16 protein-coding genes and 1 other RNA gene are annotated in these 23,571 nt (G+C 23.6%); all 17 read right to left on the bottom strand.

What is annotated here, in order from left to right:
• Nucleotides 1-55 precede the first annotated feature (55 nt).
• Nucleotides 56-1,075, bottom strand: coding sequence for an ABC transporter ATP-binding protein (locus AACK83_RS00090; RefSeq protein ID WP_338958490.1), 1,020 nt, complete (start codon nt 1,073-1,075; stop codon nt 56-58).
• A 96-nt stretch (nt 1,076-1,171) separates the two neighbouring features.
• On the bottom strand, nt 1,172-4,399 hold the full coding sequence (locus AACK83_RS00085) for an ABC transporter permease (RefSeq protein WP_338958488.1): 3,228 nt from the start codon (nt 4,397-4,399) through the stop codon (nt 1,172-1,174).
• A 137-nt stretch (nt 4,400-4,536) separates the two neighbouring features.
• A complete protein-coding gene (hpt, locus tag AACK83_RS00080; RefSeq protein WP_338958485.1) occupies nt 4,537-5,115 on the bottom strand; it encodes a hypoxanthine phosphoribosyltransferase in 579 nt (192 codons plus the stop codon).
• A 122-nt stretch (nt 5,116-5,237) separates the two neighbouring features.
• Entirely contained in the window at nt 5,238-7,262 is a 2,025-nt protein-coding gene (gene ftsH / locus AACK83_RS00075; protein ID WP_338958483.1) for an ATP-dependent zinc metalloprotease FtsH, read from the bottom strand.
• A 37-nt stretch (nt 7,263-7,299) separates the two neighbouring features.
• On the bottom strand, nt 7,300-8,589 hold the full coding sequence (tilS, locus tag AACK83_RS00070; protein ID WP_252319076.1) for a tRNA lysidine(34) synthetase TilS: 1,290 nt from the start codon (nt 8,587-8,589) through the stop codon (nt 7,300-7,302).
• 32 nt (nt 8,590-8,621) lie between these two features.
• Complete coding sequence (locus AACK83_RS00065; protein ID WP_338958481.1) at nt 8,622-9,350, bottom strand: tRNA1(Val) (adenine(37)-N6)-methyltransferase; 729 nt, start codon at nt 9,348-9,350, stop codon at nt 8,622-8,624.
• A 3-nt stretch (nt 9,351-9,353) separates the two neighbouring features.
• Nucleotides 9,354-10,319 carry a hypothetical protein gene (locus AACK83_RS00060; RefSeq protein WP_252319072.1) on the bottom strand — a complete coding sequence of 322 codons (966 nt, stop codon included), beginning with the start codon at nt 10,317-10,319 and terminating at the stop codon, nt 9,354-9,356.
• Nucleotides 10,306-10,980: a dTMP kinase gene (gene tmk, locus AACK83_RS00055; protein WP_338958478.1), complete on the bottom strand. Its 675-nt coding sequence runs from the start codon at nt 10,978-10,980 to the stop codon at nt 10,306-10,308. The genes AACK83_RS00060 and tmk overlap by 14 nt, the downstream gene beginning before the upstream one ends.
• Nucleotides 10,981-11,018: 38 nt before the next feature.
• Nucleotides 11,019-11,288 carry a YbaB/EbfC family nucleoid-associated protein gene (locus tag AACK83_RS00050; RefSeq protein WP_210368440.1) on the bottom strand — a complete coding sequence of 90 codons (270 nt, stop codon included), beginning with the start codon at nt 11,286-11,288 and terminating at the stop codon, nt 11,019-11,021.
• Between the two features lie 18 nt (nt 11,289-11,306).
• Nucleotides 11,307-13,073: a DNA polymerase III subunit gamma/tau gene (gene dnaX, locus AACK83_RS00045; protein ID WP_338958471.1), complete on the bottom strand. Its 1,767-nt coding sequence runs from the start codon at nt 13,071-13,073 to the stop codon at nt 11,307-11,309.
• A gap of 58 nt (nt 13,074-13,131) precedes the next feature.
• A complete protein-coding gene (locus tag AACK83_RS00040; RefSeq protein ID WP_338958469.1) occupies nt 13,132-13,584 on the bottom strand; it encodes a nucleoside deaminase in 453 nt (150 codons plus the stop codon).
• Nucleotides 13,585-13,608: 24 nt separating this feature from the next.
• An RNA gene (gene ffs, locus AACK83_RS00035) (signal recognition particle sRNA small type) lies at nt 13,609-13,703 on the bottom strand.
• A gap of 69 nt (nt 13,704-13,772) precedes the next feature.
• Nucleotides 13,773-15,038: a serine--tRNA ligase gene (serS, locus tag AACK83_RS00030; RefSeq protein WP_338958467.1), complete on the bottom strand. Its 1,266-nt coding sequence runs from the start codon at nt 15,036-15,038 to the stop codon at nt 13,773-13,775.
• A 16-nt stretch (nt 15,039-15,054) separates the two neighbouring features.
• The gene (gyrA, locus tag AACK83_RS00025; RefSeq protein ID WP_338958464.1) at nt 15,055-17,544 is read right to left on the bottom strand and encodes a DNA gyrase subunit A; all 2,490 of its coding nucleotides are present in this window, start codon (nt 17,542-17,544) and stop codon (nt 15,055-15,057) included.
• A 31-nt stretch (nt 17,545-17,575) separates the two neighbouring features.
• The gene (gyrB, locus tag AACK83_RS00020) at nt 17,576-19,498 is read right to left on the bottom strand and encodes a DNA topoisomerase (ATP-hydrolyzing) subunit B (RefSeq protein ID WP_422397106.1); all 1,923 of its coding nucleotides are present in this window, start codon (nt 19,496-19,498) and stop codon (nt 17,576-17,578) included.
• Nucleotides 19,499-19,737: 239 nt separating this feature from the next.
• Complete coding sequence (locus AACK83_RS00015) at nt 19,738-20,769, bottom strand: SGNH/GDSL hydrolase family protein (protein WP_338958460.1); 1,032 nt, start codon at nt 20,767-20,769, stop codon at nt 19,738-19,740.
• Between the two features lie 57 nt (nt 20,770-20,826).
• On the bottom strand, nt 20,827-22,014 hold the full coding sequence (gene dnaN / locus AACK83_RS00010; RefSeq protein WP_252319050.1) for a DNA polymerase III subunit beta: 1,188 nt from the start codon (nt 22,012-22,014) through the stop codon (nt 20,827-20,829).
• Between the last annotated feature and the right edge of the window lie 1,557 nt (nt 22,015-23,571).

The following is a 23,571-nucleotide window of genomic DNA, read 5'->3' as shown; positions in this document are numbered from 1 at the left end:
AATGTTTAAAAAGTAATTATATCCTCCGTTTTTGTTACCGTCCCAATTAATAATATTAACTTCAATTTATTTCACTTGGTTTCATTGGTTTTTCATTATTCTTTACACTAATAATTTTACCATTTTTAACGTTAATAACAGTATTTGCAACATATTGGAAGTTAGGATTATGAGTAACCATAATAATTGATGTTTTATATTCTCGATTAACATCCAATAAAATTTCTAACACCTTACGCCCCATTTCCTCATCAAGTGCTCCTGTTGGCTCATCACAAAATAAAATTGTCGGATTTTTTGCTAGTGCTCTACCAATCGATACTCTTTGTTGTTGTCCACCTGATAATTGACTTGGAAACTTATTCATATGTTCATCCATTTCAATAACTTGAAAAATATCATCAATACTCATATTTTTATTTTTATTTTTAGCAAGATTTTCACCAACTTCAGCATTTTCACGAGCAGTTAAGTTAGTTAATAAATTGTATTGTTGAAAAATAAAACCAACATTATCTCGTCTAAATTTAGTTAAATGACTATCTTTTAATAAAGATAAATTGTATCCGGCCACAAAAACATCACCAGTATTAGGTTTATCCAATCCCGAAATAATATTTAATAATGTTGTCTTACCACTTCCCGATGGTCCTAAGATAACAACAAAATCACCTAATTTAATTTTTAAATTAACTCCTTTTAATACTTCATATTCTAAGTCTCCAGTTAAGTAAGATTTTTTAACATCAAATAATTCAATAACATTAGTTTGAGTATCAGGAGTATTATTAGTCATTGATATAATTTTACCTGCTAAAATTTCTTTTGAATGAGTTTTTGTTAATTTTTTAATTGCTTTTTGATTATCTTTAAAAGCTTGTAATTTAGCTTTATTAGCTTCTATTTCTTCCTTTGATTCTGGTTTATCATGAGATTTATGAGTTACTGGTGGTATTGTACCTTCGGTTTTAGATACTGACTTCTTTGTAAAACTAGATTCTAACTTATTTTTAGTTACTTGTTTACTTCCAATGTCTTTATCATCTTTTTTAATTTCCTTATTATCTTTTTTCATAATCATTTCTCCTTTTTAATTCCATGCTTTTATAAATAACACACTCATTTTATCAATTACTTTATCTTATTTATATAGAAATGCTTAAAAAATATTTTAACTTCCTTGTAATAAAGCTGTTACTGGTTTGTATTTAATTAAATATAACCCAACAGCATAGCCAATAACCATTATTAAAAATACCATTCCAAAACAAGATAAAATTGTAACTAGATTAGCAGCCACATTAAAAACAACGCCTGCTTTAGTTGCAATAATTAAAGTAATAATATTTCACACAACATAAGAAATAATAGTACCTAAAATAAAAGCAACCAATAAAGCAATAATATAGGAGCCAATAATCAATCTGTTAATTTCATTTACACGATAACCCAAAGATTTCATCATTGCAATAATTAATAAATTATTATCTAAAATCATATTAACAATAATTACCAATACAAAAGCTACAGCAAATAATGTTAAAATTTTTGTAATATTTATAATTGTTCTAATTCCATCAAATATTTCAACTAATAATCTTTTAACTAAATCATTAATAAAAGGTATTTTATTAATAGGTTCTAAATTTTTTGCTAATATTTGTTCTTTAGTATATTCTGCAGATGGTTGCAAAATATTTATATAATTTAATGGAAAAATATTGCTCTCTTTAGATAATCAATGATTAAAAGAATCTGATATTGGTTTTGGATCTTCTGACGGGGAAGGTTTTATTAATCCAATAGATGTTCGTAAATCATCAAGATTAATATAAACATTCGAATTGTCTAAATTATTTTCAATAATTCCTTTAACTTGATAAATTACTGGAATTGTATAATTATATCAACTTGCTAACATTAAAAAGTGATCATCAATTTTATAATCATTTAAAATTGATAATGTTTTTGAAATAACTGCTGGTAAAATATAAGCTGTAGTTGTTATATTTTGTCCTTGATTATCAGTATAAGTAACTTTTTGTGCTTGTAAATTATGAGAATTATTAAAAATAGGATCAATATCACGATTTTTTGCTTCTTTAAAGTTAAATCAATTTTTTCAAACTAAATCTTGATATGGATCATTATAAAGTCCTGTTGCTTTAATTTTTTTTGCGAGCATGCGGCCTTGATTATGTCCTTTTCATTCATTAGGAGGTCTTAAATTTATTTCAATAGTTGGATAATACTTATTATTATAAATATTTAAACCTAAACTAATACCAGGCAACGGGTTTATTTCTGGATTAATACCTGTATTTGTTGAAATATAATTAAATATTTGATGAATATTTTGACAAATAATTTCCATTAATGGTTCAGGTAGTATCTTTTTTGGATTAATAAAATCTTCACAATCAGATTTAGTCTTAGTTTTTTGATAAAGGATATTAATTTCTTCGCTATTCATAAAATAATCTTTAAAATTATTATTAATAATAACACTTTCAATTTTTTTAGCTTTACTATCATTATCAATATGAAAATCATCAGCTACTCATTGATGATATTTATTAGTACCGGTTTCTTTATCTTTCGCAATATCTTTTTCTGAAACTCAATCAAAAACCTGCTTATCAATACTTAAATTAGAATCATTAGTATATGTATACATTGATGAAGTTGATGTATTTCATTTAACATCTTTATTGTAATATCCATATAAATTGTTTATTTTATTATCAAATAAATCAGTAGCTGAACTTTGAAATAGTAATAAAAAACTAACAAAAATAAAAGTAAAAAATACTAAAAATAGTTTTCCAACCGATTTTAGAGTGAAAGCAATTGCTAAACGTTGTTTAAATGGTCAATAACGAAAGGGGTATTTTAAAACTGAAATTAGTTTAGAACTTGAATTACTTGGTCTATCATAAATTAATAATAATGGACTAACGCGTAATTTTGTTTCCGATTGCATATAACTAATTACTATAAAAATAATAGGAATAATTATTAAACTTACAATAAATACTATCCAACTAAAAAATAGTATTGGTAATGGCATAAAAAACCCAATGTTATTTAACGAATTAAATCATATTTGTAATCCTAGACCAATACCTAAACCAATAATACTAGAAATGAATGTTATCAAAAATATTAAAATTACAAAACTAATAGCAATTTGAAAATTACTATAACCAAGAGCTTTTAATAATCCTATCTGTGGTTTTTGTAAATCAATTTCTTTTCTAACATATGACATAATGATAAAAATAATAACTAATAATACTACAAGAGTAATTGCCGTAAACATTATATTTTCCATTTTAAAACTCTCTAAAATTTGTCCTGAACGAATATCTTCACTATCACTGCTAATAATTGAACCAAAACTAAAACTAAAAGTTTTAATTAAAAGTTCTTCTAACTTACTAACAAAATAACTATCGTTATTGTTAACTTTTAATAAAAATATATTATTTAAATTAGTTCTAAATGTAGAATCTTTTATTAAATTATTAAACCATTGATTTGACATATAAACAGGACTTGTATTTTCAGATGTCGGATTAGGATTTGTTGCAGTACGACTACCAGTAATTCCCCAATAAGCATAGCCAAAACCAACAACCTTTAACTTTTCAACTTTATCAATAACTGTTATATAATCATTTAATTTAATATTATTAATACGTGCAAATTCAGGATTGATCACTATTTCTAATGGATTAATAGGTTTAATACCTTCGGAAATATAAACTTCATTAATATTATTTCTTTTTGGAGCAAAATCAAAAGATTCACTTTTTTCTGAAGTATAAAATCCATTTTCTAATGAATAATAAATTTTTTTAAGAGAAATAACGTTTTCATAATCAAAAGTTTTAAAAAATGATTTAGCAAATTCATAATGTTGCAAATTATAAATTTCATCATCTTTAACTTCGTTTTCTAAAATATCATTAAATAATATTCCTTGATAACTTAATCCCCAGTTTAACAAATAATTTTCAAAATCTTTATTAATATCTATTCCCGAAGGAAGGGTAGGAAAACTATTATTTCTAAGATTATTTTCTTTAATTTCATCTATCTGTTCATCAATTTCTCGTTCTTGTGGATGATCTTTAAATTGTTTTTTGATAATTGTTTGGATTCTTGATGTTGCAGTAGCAGTATCTTTATAATTATTTAATAATTGTAAATTAATACGATAGTCATATTTACCACTATTGTTTAATACTGTATAAAAACCTGATTCAGCTCTTGATGCTGTACTATAAAGCGCAGAAAGAGTAGAAATTACAATAACTAATAGTATTATAATACCTAAATATTGTAATAATCTTTTCTTGATTCCTCTTAAAACATTAACAAAAAGATTGCTCATTATAACTCCAATATTCTTATACAACTTAAAAACTGCTAATAGTATAATTTTATCATAATAAAATAATGCTAATTATATTTGAACTATATTAAAAAATAAAAATTTTAATATTATTATTAACTTCTAAACTTATTTACTTAACTACTTTTTTTACATTTTTCTAAAATTGCAATTTTATTAAGGTCAGCAATACCAACATAAGGTAAGTTTCTCAATTTTTCATCGTAATCAAGACCATATCCCACTAAAAAATGATCAGGAACTTCAAAACCATATCAATCAGCTTCAATTTTAGCAATTCTTTTAGATTTCTTATCTAATAGAGTAATTATTTTTACCGATTTTGCTCCAAGTTCTTGCAAATGATCACGAATTTTAAATAACGAATTACCTGAATCAATAATATCTTCAACAATTAATAAATCACGACCCTTAACATTATTAATAACATCCATTCTTATTTTTGGTTTATTTACCGCCTTTGTTTGTCCTAAATATGACTCTACATACATAAAATCAACCAAACAATCAATCTTAAGATTTAACATAAATTGTGATAAAAAAGGTAAACATCCTCTTAATATCCCTACTAAAATAATGGGCTCTTTATTATCTTTATAATAACTATTAACTGATTTTGCAAGTTCAATAATTTTATTATTAATTACATCAGTACTTAATAATATTTTTTCTACTAATTCATGTTTTTCCAACATTGTTTTTCTCCTTATTACTTTTTATATTATATTTACCAAATAAAAAAAGAAAATAAAACAAAACTTACACATTATTGAAAATATTAAAATAGTAAGTTTTGTTTTTTATTATAATAATTTAATTATTTCTTCTTAGGAACAACTGATATTGTATCATCATCAGTCCCTGAATTATTATCTTCCTTTTTATCATTTGATTCATTATCCTCTTTGGAAGGATTTTTACTATTTTTTTGCATTTCTTTTTGCATTTCTATTACTTCAATTGGTAATTTATTATATTTATCAATATATTCTATTTGTTCAGCAGTAATTGTTTCTAAAGTCATTAATGATTTAGCAATTAATTCTAATGTATCTTTATGTTTTTTAATTGTTGCTACTGCTTCAATATAACAAACATCTAATAATTTTTTAATTTCTCCATCAATTTTAGATGCAATATCATCAGAAAACTTATTTGCTGCAAAAGGTGAATACTCATTACGTGGACTTTCAAATTGAACTAATCCTAATTCAGATGACATTCCATATTCAGTTATCATTTTTCTGGCAATATTTGTTGCTTTTTCTAAATCATCATGAGCACCAGTAGTAATATTTGCATTACCAAACATAATTTCTTCTGAAGCGCGACCACCTAAATAACCAGTAATAGTTGCTCTTAAATGTACTTTTGAATAAAACATAGTATCTTCTTTAGGAGTCATAATAGTATATCCACCTGCTTGTCCACGTGGTATTATTGTAACTTTTTGGACTTTAGAAGCATATTCTAGTTTTAAACCAATAAGAGCATGTCCAGCTTCGTGATATGATACTATTTTTTTATCCATATCAGTAATTACTCTTGAAGTTTTAGCAGGTCCACCAACAACTCTATCAATAGCTTCATCAATTTCTACTAAACCAATAACTGTTTTATTATGACGAACAGCTAACAACGTTGCTTCATTTAATACATTTTCTAATTGTGCACCACTAAATCCTGGCGTTCTCTCTGCTATTCTTTGAAAATTAACTTTTGGCGAAATATTTTTATTACGAGCATGTAATCGTAAAATTGCTTCACGTTCTTTAATATCAGGTCAACTTAAAGAAATTTGACGATCAAATCTACCTGGACGCAATAACGCTTCATCAAGTACATCAGCACGGTTAGTGGCAGCCATAATAATAACTCCCAAGTTAGTTTCAAATCCATCCATTTCAACTAATAATTGGTTTAAAGTTTGTTCATTAGTTGCAGTTGAAGCTGAGGCACGTTTTCTTCCTACTGCATCAATTTCATCAATAAAAATAATACAAGGAGCACTTTTTTTAGCAGTAGTAAACATTTCTCTAATTCTTGAAGCTCCAACTCCAACAAAAACTTCTTCAAATTCAGAACCAGAAATTGAAAAGAAAGGAACACCTGCTTCACCAGCAACTGCTTTTGCTAATAAAGTCTTACCAGTACCAGGCGGTCCTACAAGAAGAACTCCTTTTGGCACTCTTGCACCCATTTGTGCATATTTTTGTGGAAACTTTAAAAAATGAACAACTTCTTCTAATTCCAATTTTTCTTCTTTAATACCAGCAACATCAGTAAATCTAGTATCTGATGTTCTAATCTTAGCACGACTTTTTCCCATTGAAAAAGGACTCATGCCACCACCGGCACCCATTTTATTCATTTTAGAAAATAATCAAAATGAACCACCAACTAATACTAATATCGGAAACATACTAATTAAAAATGTTTTTCAAAACGGAACTAATTCACTAATAATTGTGGGGTTAATATCAAAGCCTTTACCCTCTTTATCTTTTCTGAATAATTTTTCAATAACATCATGATAAAAACCACCTGTAGCAGTTCCAGAAACTGTCGCTTCAAATCGTTTTACCTTACCATTAATTCCTAAAAAACCTGTAATATAAGTAGTATGATCAAAAAATTGAACTTGTACTCCATCAATTTTACTAACAGTGTCACTACTACTATTGCCAGGGAGTTTACCATCTCTAAGTAATGTTTCTAATTGAAATTGATCTAAAGTTAAAGCATTACCTCTTAAAAAATATCACAATAAAATTCCAACAAATACTAAAAAAGCAACGAATAGTGCAACAATCATTCAATTAATTTTAATTCGCGTTTGCATTATTTTTTCACCTACGTTTAATTTCTAATTTATTTTCTTAAATAATACCATAATATTTTAGCACATACAAATTAGGTTTCTCACTAATATTGTTTTTATTTACCGATAATTTTGGAATTGCCACTACTTTTCCGCTTGAATTTATGATTACTGGTCATATAAGACGTTCACGATATGGAATTTTATTATCAATAAATAAACGATTAATTTTTTTTGTACCAAATGGTGTTTCAATTTCTTCTTCACCATTATTAGTTCTAATTGTTAATGGAAAATCTGATTTATTAATATATAAAGCTTGAAATTCACCACCTGTTGGTTCAGTTTTAGAAATAGTAATTTCCTTAAAATTATAGTTATTTATTTTAGAAATTTTATAACTAAATTGTTTTGGTTCATTTTTTTCACTAATATATGCAAAATTATATTCTTTAATAACTCAAGTATTTTCAGAAATACAAATAGTAATATTTGGTTTACTAGATTTAGTTAAAACTCTAACTATTTCTTTAATTTTAGCCTTTTTTAAAGATAAAACTAATTCTTCATCATATTGGCTTAAAAATTCATAGATAATCATTTGTTGTAATTTAAATTCATATTTTTTAAATTCATTAATAGCAAGCACATCATCATTAATAATGGTATTATAAATTACTTCAAGTTCATCTTTCAGTAACTCTTGTTCACTATTTAATTCTTTAATTTCACTTAACATTAAATTAATATCAAAATCAGTAAGTTTATTAATTTGTTGTTGTCTAATTCGATTTCTTTCATAAATAATTAATTCATTTGTTTCATCAAATCCATATTTAATATGATACAAAGTTAAATAGTCAATAATATCTTCTTTTTTTAATTCTAACATTGGACGATAAACCGATAAAGATTTATATGTTGTTTTAAATTTTAATCCATAATAAGAAACTATTGCCTTGCGTTGTTTTTGAATAATATATGTTTCAAGTAAATCGTAAATATGATGTGCTACAACAAGATTATAAACTTGATATTTTTGAGCAATTTCATTAAAAAAATCATATCTAAGTACACGTGCTTGACTTTGAAAATTTTGTTTTTTATTGTATTCCTCTTCTTTAATATTTTTTACTTCTAAAGTTATTTTATTATTTGTACAATATTCTCGAACAATTTGCTCATCAACATTACTACTTCAACGTTTATGATAATTAACATGACAAACAATAATTTTAAACTCATTACGTACTAAATTATCTAATAAAAACATACTATCTGGACCACCTGATACAGCTAATAAGTAAGTTATTTTTTTATTAAGTTTATTTAATCAATTAATATTCATTTTAAACACCTAACCTTACACTTATATTAAGATTATTTATATCACTTTGCTATTTCATCAATATAAGTATTATTTTCATTATGACAAATCAATGGTGGCAAAACAATCATTCCTTCTTTCGCTAAAAATCCTGCTTCAATTAAAAAAACATTGGCAGCCTGATTAATTTTAGGATAAACTATTTGTAATTTTTTAGGTGTAATTTGATATTTTTTTAATAAAAGCAGTGTTTCGTTTATTCTTTCTACACTATTTATCATAACCAATCGCCCTTTGTCTTTTAATAATTTACTTGCGCTAGCAATAATCTCCTCTAAATTAATATATACTTCATGTCTTGCTGGAATTTTTAAAGGTTGTGCTTTTACTTTGCTTTTATCTCATAAAGGAAAAAAAGGTGGATTACATACAATTAAATCAACTTTTTCTTTTTCTCTTTGAGCATAAATTTTTATGTCTTCATGAACAATGACAATTCTTTTTTCTAAATTATTAAGTTTTATATTTTCTAAAGCAAGTTCAACAGCTGGCTCTTGAATTTCAATACCAATTACTTTTCCTTGAAATTTTGCCGCTAAAATTATTGGAATAACAGCATTATTAGTTCCAAAATCAATTATTGTTTTAGTACTGGGTTTTATTTTAATAAAATTACTTAATAAAATAGTATCCAAAGAAACACAAAACATATCTTTTCTTTGAATAAGTTTAATTTTTTTATCATCTTGATTTAAAATTAAATTTTTTTTTGTACTTTCCATAGTTTAATTATCACTTACCTTAATAAGAAAAGAATTTATTAATAAATTTAAGTTAACATTAAATTTTAATTTAGTAATTGTAAATGAAATTTGTTCTAAAATATAGGCTATGTTTTTTAAATTACTATTTTTTCATAAATTAACTAAACTTTCAATAAAAAAATTATTAAAATCATACTTTTTAAATAAAAGAAAAGTTAATTTATTAAAAACTACTAAATTAAAAAATCTAAAAAAGTAAATAATTTCTTCTTTTAAACTAATTATTTTTTTATTCAAAAGTTGATTGTTAACTTTTTTATCATTATCATTAATAATAAATTGTTTAATAATTTCAATATATTTTTTTAATTTAAGTTTACTGCTTTCATCTGTCAAAAAAGTAGTATTTGAAAATATTTTTAAAATTAATAATTGTTCATCATCATAATCGTTACTAACAAATATATCATTTTCTTTTGAACAATTTATCAATTGACAACGAGATTTAATAGTAGGGAGTATTTGATTAATATTAGTGGTAGTAAAAATTACATAAATATTTTTAGATAATTCTTCTAAAGTTTTAAGCATAACATTTGAGGCTGAAGTTGAAGAAAATTCAATTTGATTTATTAAATAAATTTTATTAGCATCTTTTTCTAAATTAGTTTTAGAAAAATCATTAATAATTTCTAAAACAATATTTTTATTCATAATATTATTTTTACTAAAATCAAATTTTTTAAAATCAAAATAACTATTAGTTTTAATTTTAAAACAATTTTGACACATATTTTCTTCAGTACATTTTTTTAATTGATTATTATTTTTACAAACAATTTTTTTTATTAACTTATTACTAACATTTATATTTAATATTTTATTTTTTGAATACAATAAAATTACCTGTGGAATATTTTCCATTGCAAAAATAGAAAAATTTTCTGATTCTTCATTTTCAAATAAAATTACATTATTTTCCTTCATTAGATCCTCTAATTTTAATTTTTTTTTCTTTAAAACCTTTTTCTTCAACTAAATTTATGATTAGTTCATAAACACTATTAAAAACTTTTTTTTCCGATAAATTAGCATTTATTGTATGAACGCGATTTGGATTACTAATAGCAATTTTTTTATAACCATTATATACTTTTTGATGAAATTCTAATGTTTCTTCATCTAATCTATTTAATTTTTCACCTTTTCTTAATAAAATTCGTTGTAAACCTGTTTCTGGTTTAATATCAAATAAAACTGTCAAATCAGGTTGATAATCTTCAAAAATAAGTTTTTGAATAAGATTTATTTTATCAATATCTAAATTTCTAGCATAACCCTGATATGCTAAAGTTGAGTCAGAAAAACGATCAGAAATAATGATTTTATTACTGTTTTTATTTGGCAGAATTTTTTCAATTAAATGTTGTCTTCTAGCTGCAATATAAAGCAAAACTTCTGTTCATGGATCCATTAATGTATTTTCTTTATTTAAAATAACTTGTCTTATTTGTTCAGAAATTTCGCTACCACCTGGTTCTCTCGTAATAATAACATCAAAACCATCTTGTTTTAATTGTTCTTTAATCATTTTTAAAACTGTAGTTTTACCTGCACCTTCTGACCCTTCAAAGGTAATAAATAACATTTTTCTACCTCTTTCTATGCTAAAATTACTAAACTTTTCTAAAACTTGCCAGCAATATTTTTTTCTTTTTCATCTATTTGTTTTAATGCTTTATTTAGTTCTGTTTGTAGCATATCATTAATACTTGAATAATCATTTTCTGCTTCTTTTAATAATCCTTCAATATTAATTGAAACTAGTTTACGTCCACCTGTTATAATAATTTTAACTAAACCATCAATATCAGAAAAAGTAAATTCTTCTTTTTTAAATTTTGTTAACTTTCCTTGAATTGCTTGTGCTTGTGCTAACATTCTTTTCATATCCATATTTTTCACCTCATATTTTTATATTTCTTCAATTTCAGTAAATATTTTTTTTATAAAATTTAAAGTCGGATCTCTATCTACATTGGTAAATGACTCAATTACAGGTTTTGATATTACAATATCTACTGGTTTTGGTAATATTTTTTTTGTTAGTAACTCTTGATATTTTTTTCTTGTTTCCTGTCATTGATTTTTATCAAGGGCATAAATCATGTATTCATTTTCTAATAAAATATTTAAAAATTCTCTATGTTCTTTACTTAAAAAACTTTGATTTATTAAATCAGATTGAATAATATTTTTGGTAATAATAATAATGCCATTAGTAGATGCTGCCGCAATAATAGTATTTATATAAACTCTAGTTATGTTTCTAAATTTATTATCATTAATAAATTTAGAAATATTTTTTCACTTTTCACTAACTTCTTTTCTAATATTTTTATCAGCTTGTAAAATTAAATTAATGGCTTTATCAATTATCTCATCATTTTTTAAATTTTTCACAGTTGGTACATCAAAAATTTCTTTTTCTTTAATACTAGTATTTTCTTCTTTTACTAAAATTGAAGTTAATTCTTCATTATTTTTATCTATTTCGCTTTTTTTTAAAATTTTTGTTATTTCATCTTTACTATTTAAATTTATACTTTTATTTTCTATATTCATAATAGATATTTTTGTTTTTTCTAAATAATTTAATGAATATTTATTCTCAAAATTTTTAATTAAATTTAATATTTTTAGTATTAATGTTGGTTTTAAATCATCAACATCTTCTTGAATTAAAATGTCATTAAATGAATTCAAAATTAAAAGTAAATCAGATTTTACTACTTCAGAAAAAATATTTACTTGTTGAATATTTATCATTTTAAGTAATTCTGTTTTTTTAGTAATAGCATAAATTAATATTTCTTCAAGAATGTAAATAAAATCAATAATATTTTTTTTATATTGAATAGTATATTCATCAAATAATGTTAATTGTTTTATTACTTGCTCAATATTACAATTAAATATATTAATTAAAAATAATATTTTATTTTTTGTTGATAAAACAGAAAATATTTTTTCAACATTTTTAAGTGTTATATTATTACCATAATTAAATGTTTTTTCTAAATAATTTAAACCATCACGTAAAGAACCTTCGCTCAATATTGCTAATTCCTCTACTGCTTCAACCTCAAAATTAATTTTTTCTTTTGTTAAAACATCAATAAAATGTTTTTTAGTTTCATTTACATTAATTTTTTTAAATTCAAATCATAAACAACGAGAAATTATAGTTGGAATTACTTTATATGGTTCTGTTGTTGCTAAAATAAAAATAATATGTTGTGGTGGTTCTTCTAAGGTTTTTAATAATGCGTTAAAAGCAGAAGTTGTTAACATATGAACTTCATCAATAATATAAACTTTATATTTAAAATTCATCGGTAATAAGTTAATATTATCTCTAATACTTCTTATTTCATCAACACCATTATTGGAAGCACCATCAATTTCTAAAATATCAATACAATTATTTGAACTAATGTTTATACAATTTTCACAAGTATTACATGCATCTCCATCAATGTTATTTTGACAGTTAATTGCTTTAGCAAATATTTTAGCCGTTGATGTTTTTCCTGTACCTTTTGAGCCTGAAAATAAATAAGCATGATTAAAACTATTATTTAAAATAGAATTTTTTAATATTCTTACAATATTATCCTGACTAATTATTTCTGAAAAAGAATTTGGTCGATACTTTCTATAAAAAGATTTATGTTTCATTTAAATCACCTATATTTATCCTAACAATTTTTTATAAAATTTGTTATAAAAACAATTATTATAAATTACGAATTTCTCCAAAAAAACTTTGTAACATTTCTTTACTATCTAAGTTTAAAGAATAAGTATATTCACTACCATGATTAAATCTTTTATCTAATGTTAAATTATAGAGTGATTCAACGCATCCAAACTTACTATCTTTTAAAGCAAAAACAATATGTTTTATTCTTGTTTGTAACAAAGCCCCTACACACATTAAACATGGTTCTAATGTTGTATAAATAGTACAATTTAATAAACGTCAATTATTAATTTTTTTACATGCTTTTTTTATTGCAATAATTTCCGCATGTTGAGTTGGATCTTTGTCTTTTTCCTTTTTGTTAAATCCTCTACCAATAATATTATCATTTTCATCAACAATAATTGCACCAATTGGAACATCACCATTAATAGCAGCTTTTTTAGCAAGCTTTAAGGCAATTTCCATATAATTTTGTTTTTTCATTTAAAGAAACCTCTTTTTTATTTTTCAAAATAAAACCACCGCACACAATCCTAATCCTTATGGCTGCTACCTTTCGGTCCTGACCCGGTTCGAATGTAATTGTTGCAGTGGCATTATTAATTATAACAATTTTTTTATAAAAAAATACTTTTTTTTAATTTATAATGTTTCACATGAAACATTATAAATTAAATAGTTTTTAAATTATTCATATAAGGTTGTAAAACAATAGGTATATTTACAACATTATCTTCTTCAACATAAAAATTTTCTAAAATTGCTGCAACAACTCGATCAATAGCTAATCCCGATCCATTTAGTGTATGTGGAACTACTTTCTTATTATCTTGACTAACTCTAGTTTCCATTCTTCTTGCTTGAAAATCTTCACAATTACTACATGAAGAAACCTCACGATAACACATTTGAGAAGGTAATCATAATTCTAAATCATAAGTTTTAGCAGCACTAAAACCAATATCACCACTACATAAATTAATAACTCTATAAGGAATATCTAATTTTTGTAAAATTAATTCAGCATTTTTAGTTAACTCTTCAAGGGCATCATAAGATTTTTCAGGATCAACAATTTGAACTAATTCTACTTTATTAAATTGATGTAATCTAATTATTCCTCTTGTATCTCTACCAGCAGAACCCACTTCTGAACGAAAACATGGTGTATAAGCACACATTTTTATTGGTAATTCAGAAAAATTAATAATTTCATTACGATAAATATTTGTTAAAGGAACTTCTGCTGTTGGAATTAAATACTGTTCATTATTTAATTGAAATAAATCATCTTTAAATTTAGGAAGTTGCCCTGTACCAAATAAGTTTTCTTTATTAATAATTAATGGTGGTAAAAATTCAGAATAACCATTTTTTAAATGAGAATCAATCATAAAATTCATTAATGCTCTAACTAATAAAGCACCTTTATTTTTATACATAATAAATCTAGTACCACTTAATTTAGTTGCTTTTGAAAAATCAATTATATTTAACTTTTCAGCAATTTCTCAGTGTGGTTTACTATTTTTTTTAATAATTTTCCCTCATTTTCTAACTTCTTGATTATTAGTTTCATCGTTTCCTTGTGGAACTGAAAAATGTGGTATATTAGGAATTACTAACTGTAATTCATATATTTTATCTTCTAAATCTACAATTTTTAAATTATTTTTTATAATTTTTTCTTTTAAAATAATCATATCATCTTTAATTTTTTTTATTTGATCATTTTTTTTATTTTTTAATAATTCACCAATTTGTTTAGATTGCTTATTTCTTGTTTCTTCTAATTTTTGATTTTTTGTTTTTAAAGTTCTTATTTCTAAATCTAAATTAAAAATTTTATTTATTTCGTTTTTATAACTTTGGCCCCTTGTTTCTATTTTATTAATAGTTTTTTCCAAATTATTACGTATTTTTTCTATATCAATCATTTTAGCACCTCTTAAATTAATCAATAAAAATAGTTTTTTCTTTAGTGATTGGGATTGTTACAATTGAAGAAATTGCATCATCTTCTGTTTTAAATCTAATTAATTTAACACCTATAGTATTTCTGCTTGTAGTTCTTATATCTTCTAAAGAAAATCTAATAACTGTACCTTTTAAAGTCATAATTAATAAATCATTACTATTATTAGTGTTATTTATTGAATTTATACCAATTAATTTTCCTGTTTTTTGAGCTAATTTCATTGAAATTACACCCTTACCACCACGATTTGCTAAACGATATTCTTCAAATCGTGATATTTTTCCATAACCTTTGTCACTAATAGAGACAACTAAATCACCATCTTGATTAGAGCACATTCCAATTACATGAGTACCTTTTGTATCTATTCCTTTTACTCCGCTGGCTATTCTTGACATTACTCTAACTTGATTTTCATTGATTCTAACTGCTCGTCCATTAGCCACAGCAATAATTATTTCATTATTACCTGTAGTTTTCAGAACATCTACTAATTGATCATTTGAACACAATTTAATAGCTATCTTACCATTTTGGTAAATAGATTTAAATTGATCTAAAGTTGAACGTTTAATAATTCCTTTTTTAGTAACAAAAAATAAATTAGCATTTATATCATAATCTTCTGATATAGCAATTATTGTTTTAATAGTCTCATTTTTTTCTGTTGCTATTAAATTAACAATTGGTGTTCCTTTAGCTGTTCTTGAGTAATTTGGTACCTTATGAGCACGAATTCGATAAACTTTTCCTTTATTACTAAATATTAACAAATCAGAATGGGTTGAAGTAATTAAAACTTTATCAATATCATCAGTATTAATATCAGTGCCACCAGCACCTTTAACACCAACACCACCACGATGTTGAGTTCTATATGTATCTAAAGGTAAACGTTTAATATAACCACTTTTTGAAAGCGTTATAACCACCTGTTCTTCTTTAATTAAAGCTTCATCAATAATTTCACCTTCATAATTTTCAATAATTTCAGTTCTTCTATCATCACCATAATTTTCTTTAATTGTTGTTAACTGAGAAATCATTAATTCTATTTGCTTAGAAGGTTCATTAATTAAAGTTCTTAATCGAATAATTTCTTCATTAATAAATGATAATTCATTATTTAATTTTTCTTGTTCTAAATCTGTTAAACGTTGCAGTTTCATTTCTAAAATAGCTTTAGCTTGTTTTTCAGAAAATTCAAATTTATTCTGTAAATTAGTTAATGCTTCTTCTGTTTTCTTTGATTCCTTAATTATTTTAATAATTTCATCAATATTTTGTAATGCTTTAACAAGACCAAAAATAATATGATATTGATGTTCATATTTTTTTAATTCAAAATTAGACTTATTAAGAATAATTTCAATTTGATGTTCAATATAAATTTCAATCATTTCTTTTAAATTCATTACTTTAGGTTGTTTATTATGTAATGCTAATAAATTTATTGTGAATGTTGTTTGTAATGAAGTAAATTTATATAGTTGATTTAAAATAAGTTCAGCATAATCAATATTTTTAATTTCTAATACTAATCTTATTCCTTCACGATTAGATTCATCTCGCAAATCAGTTATATAATTTACTTTTTTTTCTTGAACTGCTTTAACTATATTATTTATTAAATTAGTTTTATTAGTTTGATAAGGTATTTCTTCAACAATAATTGCAGGTTTACCATTTGATAATTTTTCAACTTTAGTTTTACTACGAACTGTTATTGTTGATCTTCCGTTTAAATAAGCATTTTTAAATGAATTTACGCCTAAAATCATTGCACCTGTAGGAAAATCAGGTCCTTTAACAATATCTAATATTTCCATAATATCACAATCAGGATTGTGAGCTACAAAAATAATTGCATCAACTATTTCTCTTAAGTTATGTGGTGGAATACTTGTTGCCATTCCAACAGCAATACCTGTTGTTCCATTAACTAATAAATTAGGAAAATAAGCTGGTAAAACACTAGGCTCTTTTTCAGCACCATCATAATTTTCAACAAAAGTAACTGTATTTTTATTTAAATCTTTAACCAACTCTCCTGCCATTTTACTCATTCTAACTTCAGTATATCTCATAGCAGCAGCACTATCACCATCAATTGAACCAAAATTACCTTGGCCATCAGCTAAAGGATAACGATAATTAAATTCTTGTGCCATTCTTACCATTGTTTCATAAACTGCAATATCACCATGAGGATGAAATTTTCCAATACATTCTCCAACAATACGTGCTGCTTTTTTATAAGGTTTATCATATGTCATACCTAAAATTGCTAAAGAATATAAAATTCGACGATGTACTGGTTTCAATCCATCTCTTGCATCTGGTAAAGCTCTTGAAACAATAACTGACATTGAATATTCTAAAAAACTAGTTCTCATTTCATCAGATATATTACGAACATATTTATTAGAAATAAATGTTTCATTTTTTTTAGTTATTTCGCTCATATATAAACTCCTAATTTTATTTTGTTAACTTTTAAGCATCAATGTTTTTTACATATTTAGCATTTTCTTGAATAAATTCTTTTCGTGGAAATACATCTTTCCCCATCAATATTGAAAAAGTTTCATCTGCTTCTGAAACATCATCAATACTTACTTGTAATAAAATTCTATGTTGTGGATCCATAGTTGTTTCTCATAGTTGTGTGGCATTCATTTCTCCTAAACCTTTATAACGTTGAATGTTAAAATTAGTTCCATTAAAATTATCTTTAATTTCTTGCAATTCTTGATCATTATATGCATATTTAACAAATTTACCACTATAAAATTTATATAAAGGAGGCTGAGCTATATATATATAACCAACATCAATTAAGGGACGCATGTAACGATAAAAAAATGTTAATAATAATGTTTTAATATGTGAACCGTCAACATCAGCATCAGTCATAATAATAATTTTATGATAACGTAATTTAGTAATATTAAATTCTTTACCAACACCACAGCCAAAGGAAATAATAAGATTATTTATTTCTTCATCAGAAAAAACTTTTAAAAGTCGTGCTTTTTCAACATTAATTATTTTCCCTCTTAATGGTAAAATTGCTTGAATTTCTCTACTTCTTCCCAACTTTGCAGTTCCACCAGCTGACTCACCTTCGACAAGAAAAACTTCTGTTTTAGTTGGATCTTTAGAAGAACAATCTGCTAATTTACCAGGTAAATTAGAAAATTGTAAAGGATTTTTTCTCGAAGTCATAATATTCTCACGTGCTTTTTTAGATGCTAAACGTGCACTTACTGATAAAATAACTTTGTTAATAATAATTTTTGCTTCAGCAGGGTTTTCCAATAAAAATTTATTAATTATTTTTCCAGTTACATTAGAAACAATTTTTCTAACTTCAGAATTACCAAGTTTTGTTTTAGTTTGCCCTTCATATTGTGGATTAGGATGTTGAACTGAAATAATTGCTAAAATTCCTTCTTTAACATCATCACCAGTAAATGTTTCATCATTATTTTTTAAAAGATTATTTTTTTTCGCATAAGAATTCAATTCTCTTGTTAATGCTAAACGAAAACCATCTTCATGTGTTCCACCTTCAGGTGTATTAATATTATTACAAAATGAAAATATTTGAGATTCTTCACTTTCATTATATTGAAAAGCTATTTCTGTGTTTATACCATTTATTTCAAACTCTCCATAAATAATTTCATGTTTTAAAGGTTCAAATTTATTATTTAAAAAGGCAACATATTCTTTAATGCCCCCTTCATAACAAAAAGTTTCTTCTTTATTTTCACGTTCATCAATAACTTGAATAGTTAAACCTTTATTTAAAAAAGCAAGTTGTCTTAACCTTGTTTTAATTATTATAAAACTAAAATTTACAGTTTCAGTAAAAATACTTTCATCAGGTTTAAATAAAACAGTTGTTCCTTTTTTATCACTTTGTCCAATAACTGCCAATGGTAATTCTGGTTTACCACCTTCAATATATTTTTGAAAAAAAATATTACCATCACGGTAAATAGTAACTTCCAAATACTTACTTAAAGCATTTACTACTGAAGCACCAACACCATGCAAACCACCTGATACTTTATAAGAACCATTATCAAATTTTCCACCAGCATGTAATGTAGTAAAAACCGTTTCTACTGTTGAAATATTAGTCTTTGGATGTATATCAGTAGGAATACCTCGACCATTATCTTTTACTAATATTTCATTATTTTTAGTAATAGTTACAGAAATTTTTGTACAAAAACCGGCAATAACTTCATCAACAGCATTATCAACTATTTCTCAAACTAAGTGATGTAATCCTCTTTCTGCAGTGGAACCAATATACATTCCAGGTCGTTTTCTAACTGCTTCTAGTCCTTCTAAAACTTGAATTGAGTTAGCATTATAATCATTTGGAGTCCTTGTGCTCACTATTTTCACTCTCTTTCATCATTAAATATTTTCATTAATTTAATAATGAAAATATTTAAAATTTCAAAAATAAATTCAAAAAAAGACTTTTTATTCTTTAAAATAAGCATATTATTTTACATTTTATGTATAAATTATACATTTTTTTTGATTTAAAACAACATAATTTTTTTAAAAGAAAAATTAAAAAATCTTTATTCAAAAATAATAAATTACTTTTTTAAAAATATTTAACAAAAAATCTATTTAAAATTTTCTATTAAATTAATAATACTATTTGCCATTTGTTGATGAAATCACATACCTGGATGAAACTCATCAAAATAAAAATATTTATTTAAATTACTTTCATTAACTCCAGAATTAAAAACTGGTTTATAAGAATATTTTGTTTCTTTAGACATCATTTTACAAATTGTAGCACTAGTTTCAACAATTCCATCTGGAATTTTATTTTTAAAATTATTCATATCAGTTGCTAATTCTCTTGAAAGAAAAAAAGGTGTAATAATATTTTTATAAATTATTTTCATTTCTAATATCATTTTTTTTCATTGTTTTTGATATTCAATACATGTTTTACGTGCTATTTGTATTTTTTGTTGATTATTATGTAATATCTTTTTAATTTTTGGTGTTAATGTTAAGTCAGGAACATCACTAATAATAATTTTATTTGCACCATTTTTAATTAATAATTTTATTGCTTTTTTTTCTTCATTTATTACATTATTAATCTTACTGTTAATAATAATAGGATCTGTTTTATTCATTAAATTACCAATATCATTAGCTCCCATTTCTATTCAAATAACATCTTTTTTTTGTAAAGAATGTTGTAATAACAACATTTGTGTTTGATGAGACAAATCAAAAGTTTTAATAATATCTAAATTATTATCACTGCTATCGGCAACTTCTCCTCCATAAGCATAATTATTACCCAAACTTTGAAATGTTTTACCATTGATGTTAAATAATCACCCAGGTTTAAAATTAATATTTAATTTTTCAGCAATTAATTGTGAAGCTACTTTATTATTACTTCAACAATTATTATAATAAGGTTTATCTAATTGAAAATGTTTAAATTTACTATTACTATTTTCTAAATATTGATTTTGTGCAAATGTTCCTGCACCAGTATCTGATAAACTATCCCCTAAAACATAAAATTGACTAATACTATCTTGCTTATTTTTACAAGCAATTATATTTAAATTAGTAAAAATTAAAATAGTAAACATACTTAACAATTGTAATTTCTTCTTCATTATTTTTTACCTTTTCTTAGCTTATTAATTAAAAATAACTATTTTAGTTATATCATATTATTTTTCTCCAATTGGTAAAACTAGTTGTAATAACCCAGTTTCTTCTTCACTATCAATAATTGTATAATTTTTTGGTCAAGAAATTTTCAAATTTACTTTTTTACATTTATTAAAAGATTTTAAAGCATTAATAATTAATTTTGAATTAAAAACTACTTTTATTTCTTCTTTTAAACTTTTAGATTTCACAATATGAAATTTTTTAAATTGTTCAATTACTTCACCTATACTATCATTATTAGATAAACAATTAATTTTAAAATCATTTTTTTCCACATTGATTCAAAATTGAATCATAGGTGAAGTATCTTTTTTTGCTAAAATTATTGATAATTCAATAATTTTTAAAAATTCTCTAACGTTATTAATTTCAATAATATTTTTTTCTTTTTCTATAATATTTTTAATAATATCATCCGTATTTGGATAAGTACCTTCAATCATTCGTGTTTGAAATAAAAAATTTTCAATTTCAATAATTAAATTATAATCATTTTCAAAATAAAAATTTATATTTGAATTTAAATCACTAGTAATTTTATCAATTTCATTTAATAAATGAACTGGAATATTAAACTCTTTATTACTAAATTCTAATTTTTCTTCAAAAGAAAATCACTTTTTTGCTAAACAATATCCATCAGTTGCTGTAACAAATAACTTTTGATCATTAAATTTAAAATTAATTCCACTTAATGCTGGTTTATTATTGTTTGTATTTGTTGCAAAAGCAATTTGTTCATTTATATTTTGCAACAAACTTTTATTAAAAGATACTTTATTTTTAATATTTTTATTAAAGTTAATTTTTGGAAATTTTTCAATTGTCAACGTACTTAGTTTGAAGATAAAATCATTATTATCATTTTTAAAATTACTAATGATTAAGTTATTAATTTTAAGTTCAAATAAAATTCATTCATCTTCTAATTTACTAAAAATATCATAAATAATTTTAGTATTAATTAATACTGAACCAATATTTAATATTTTTAAATATTTTTCATTATTATTTAGTTCATATTTTAATGATAAATTACCATTAGATGCGGTTAAAATTATTTTTTCTTTTTCAACTTCTAATAAAAAACAAGATAATTCTTCATAATTGTTATTAGAAATTGTTATTTTTATTATTTTTTTTATTATTTTGAATAATATAGAACTTTTGATTTCGATTTTCATAAATATCTCCCATTTTTTAAACATTAATAATTAATTATATATTATATATATTAATTATTATTTATTTAATTATTAATAATATTACAATGTGGATTAATGTGAATAACTAATTTTAACTTATAAAATCAGTAAAAAATCAGGATTTTATATGTTAATAATTTATGATTAAAATAGTGGATTAATTGTGTTTTAAACATTCACGTGATAATCTTTCAATATTTTTTTTAAATTCATAATTAGTTTCAATATTTTTTTTAATTTTGTTATAAGCATTCATTACTGTTGTATGATCTTTACCTCCAAATTCAGAACCAATTTTTGTATATGATTCATTTAAAAGTGTTTTTATTAAATACATTGCTACATGGCGTGCTATTGTTATCGTTTTAACTCTAGAAGTACTAATCAATAATTTGATTGGAATATTATAATATTCAGATACAATTGTTTTAATTTTTTTAATAGTTAGTTTTTCTTTTAATGAAGTATTTGATGTTTTAAAAGCTTTCATAACGTCTTCAAGCACTATTAAATGATTAGGCTTTATATATAAAATGCTGTAAAAAATTAATCTATTTAATGCTCCTTCTAATTTTCTAACATCACTATTAAAATTTAAAGCAATAAAACTTAAAGATTCTTCAGTAAAAATGCTTGGATCATAATTTAAAGACTTAATTTTTTCTTTTAAAATAATTAATGAAGTTTCAAAATCTGGTGAATCAATACCAACACTTAAACCACTTTGAAATCTTGAAACATTTCTTTCTTCAAAACCATATAAATCATCAGGATGTTTATCTGATGTAATAACAATTTGTTTTTGTTTGTTAACAAAACTATTAAATATATGAAAAAATATTTCATTTGTTTTACTACGATTAGCTAAAAATTGAATATCATCAACTAGAAGAACATCGTATTGATTAAATGAATCTTTAAATTTTTCAATATCATTAACATTTTGTTTAATAATTTCTGGTACCATACGACCAAATTCTTCAGAAGATAAGTAAAGTACTTTTTTTTGATTATTATATTTTGTTAGTATTTCATTTTCAATAGCATGAAGTAAATGTGTTTTTCCTAATCCAGAATTACCATAGATAAATAAGGGATTTCAATACCTACCAAGTTCTATGGTAATTGAAAATGCTGCTTGATAAGCATCGTTATTTGATTCACCTTTAACAAAGTTATTAAATTGAAATTGTTTTTTAATTTGTTGCAATTTATTAAATTCAACAAAATCTTTTTCTACATATATTTTTTGTTTCTTTGCTTCATTAAGTTCTAAAAATTCAATTTGAAGATTTTGTTGAATAATTCTTTCCAAAATTTCTTTAACTTTAAATGTTATATTTTTAGTTAAAATTTCTTTTGCAAATAGTGAATCAACAATAATTAAACATTTATTTTCAAAAATATCATAAATATAAGTGTTTTTAATATAGTTATTAAAAATACTTGGATCAATCATTTCATCATATTGAAGAAAATTTCTAACTTTATTTCAAATATTTTGAAAGTTTTCTCGTTTATTATCAGTGTCATTCA

The organism is Spiroplasma endosymbiont of Tiphia femorata, assembly GCF_964020225.1.
Lineage (GTDB): Bacteria > Bacillota_I > Bacilli_A > Mycoplasmatales > VBWQ01 > Spiroplasma_E.
This window is presented reverse-complemented; position numbering and strand designations above follow the sequence as displayed.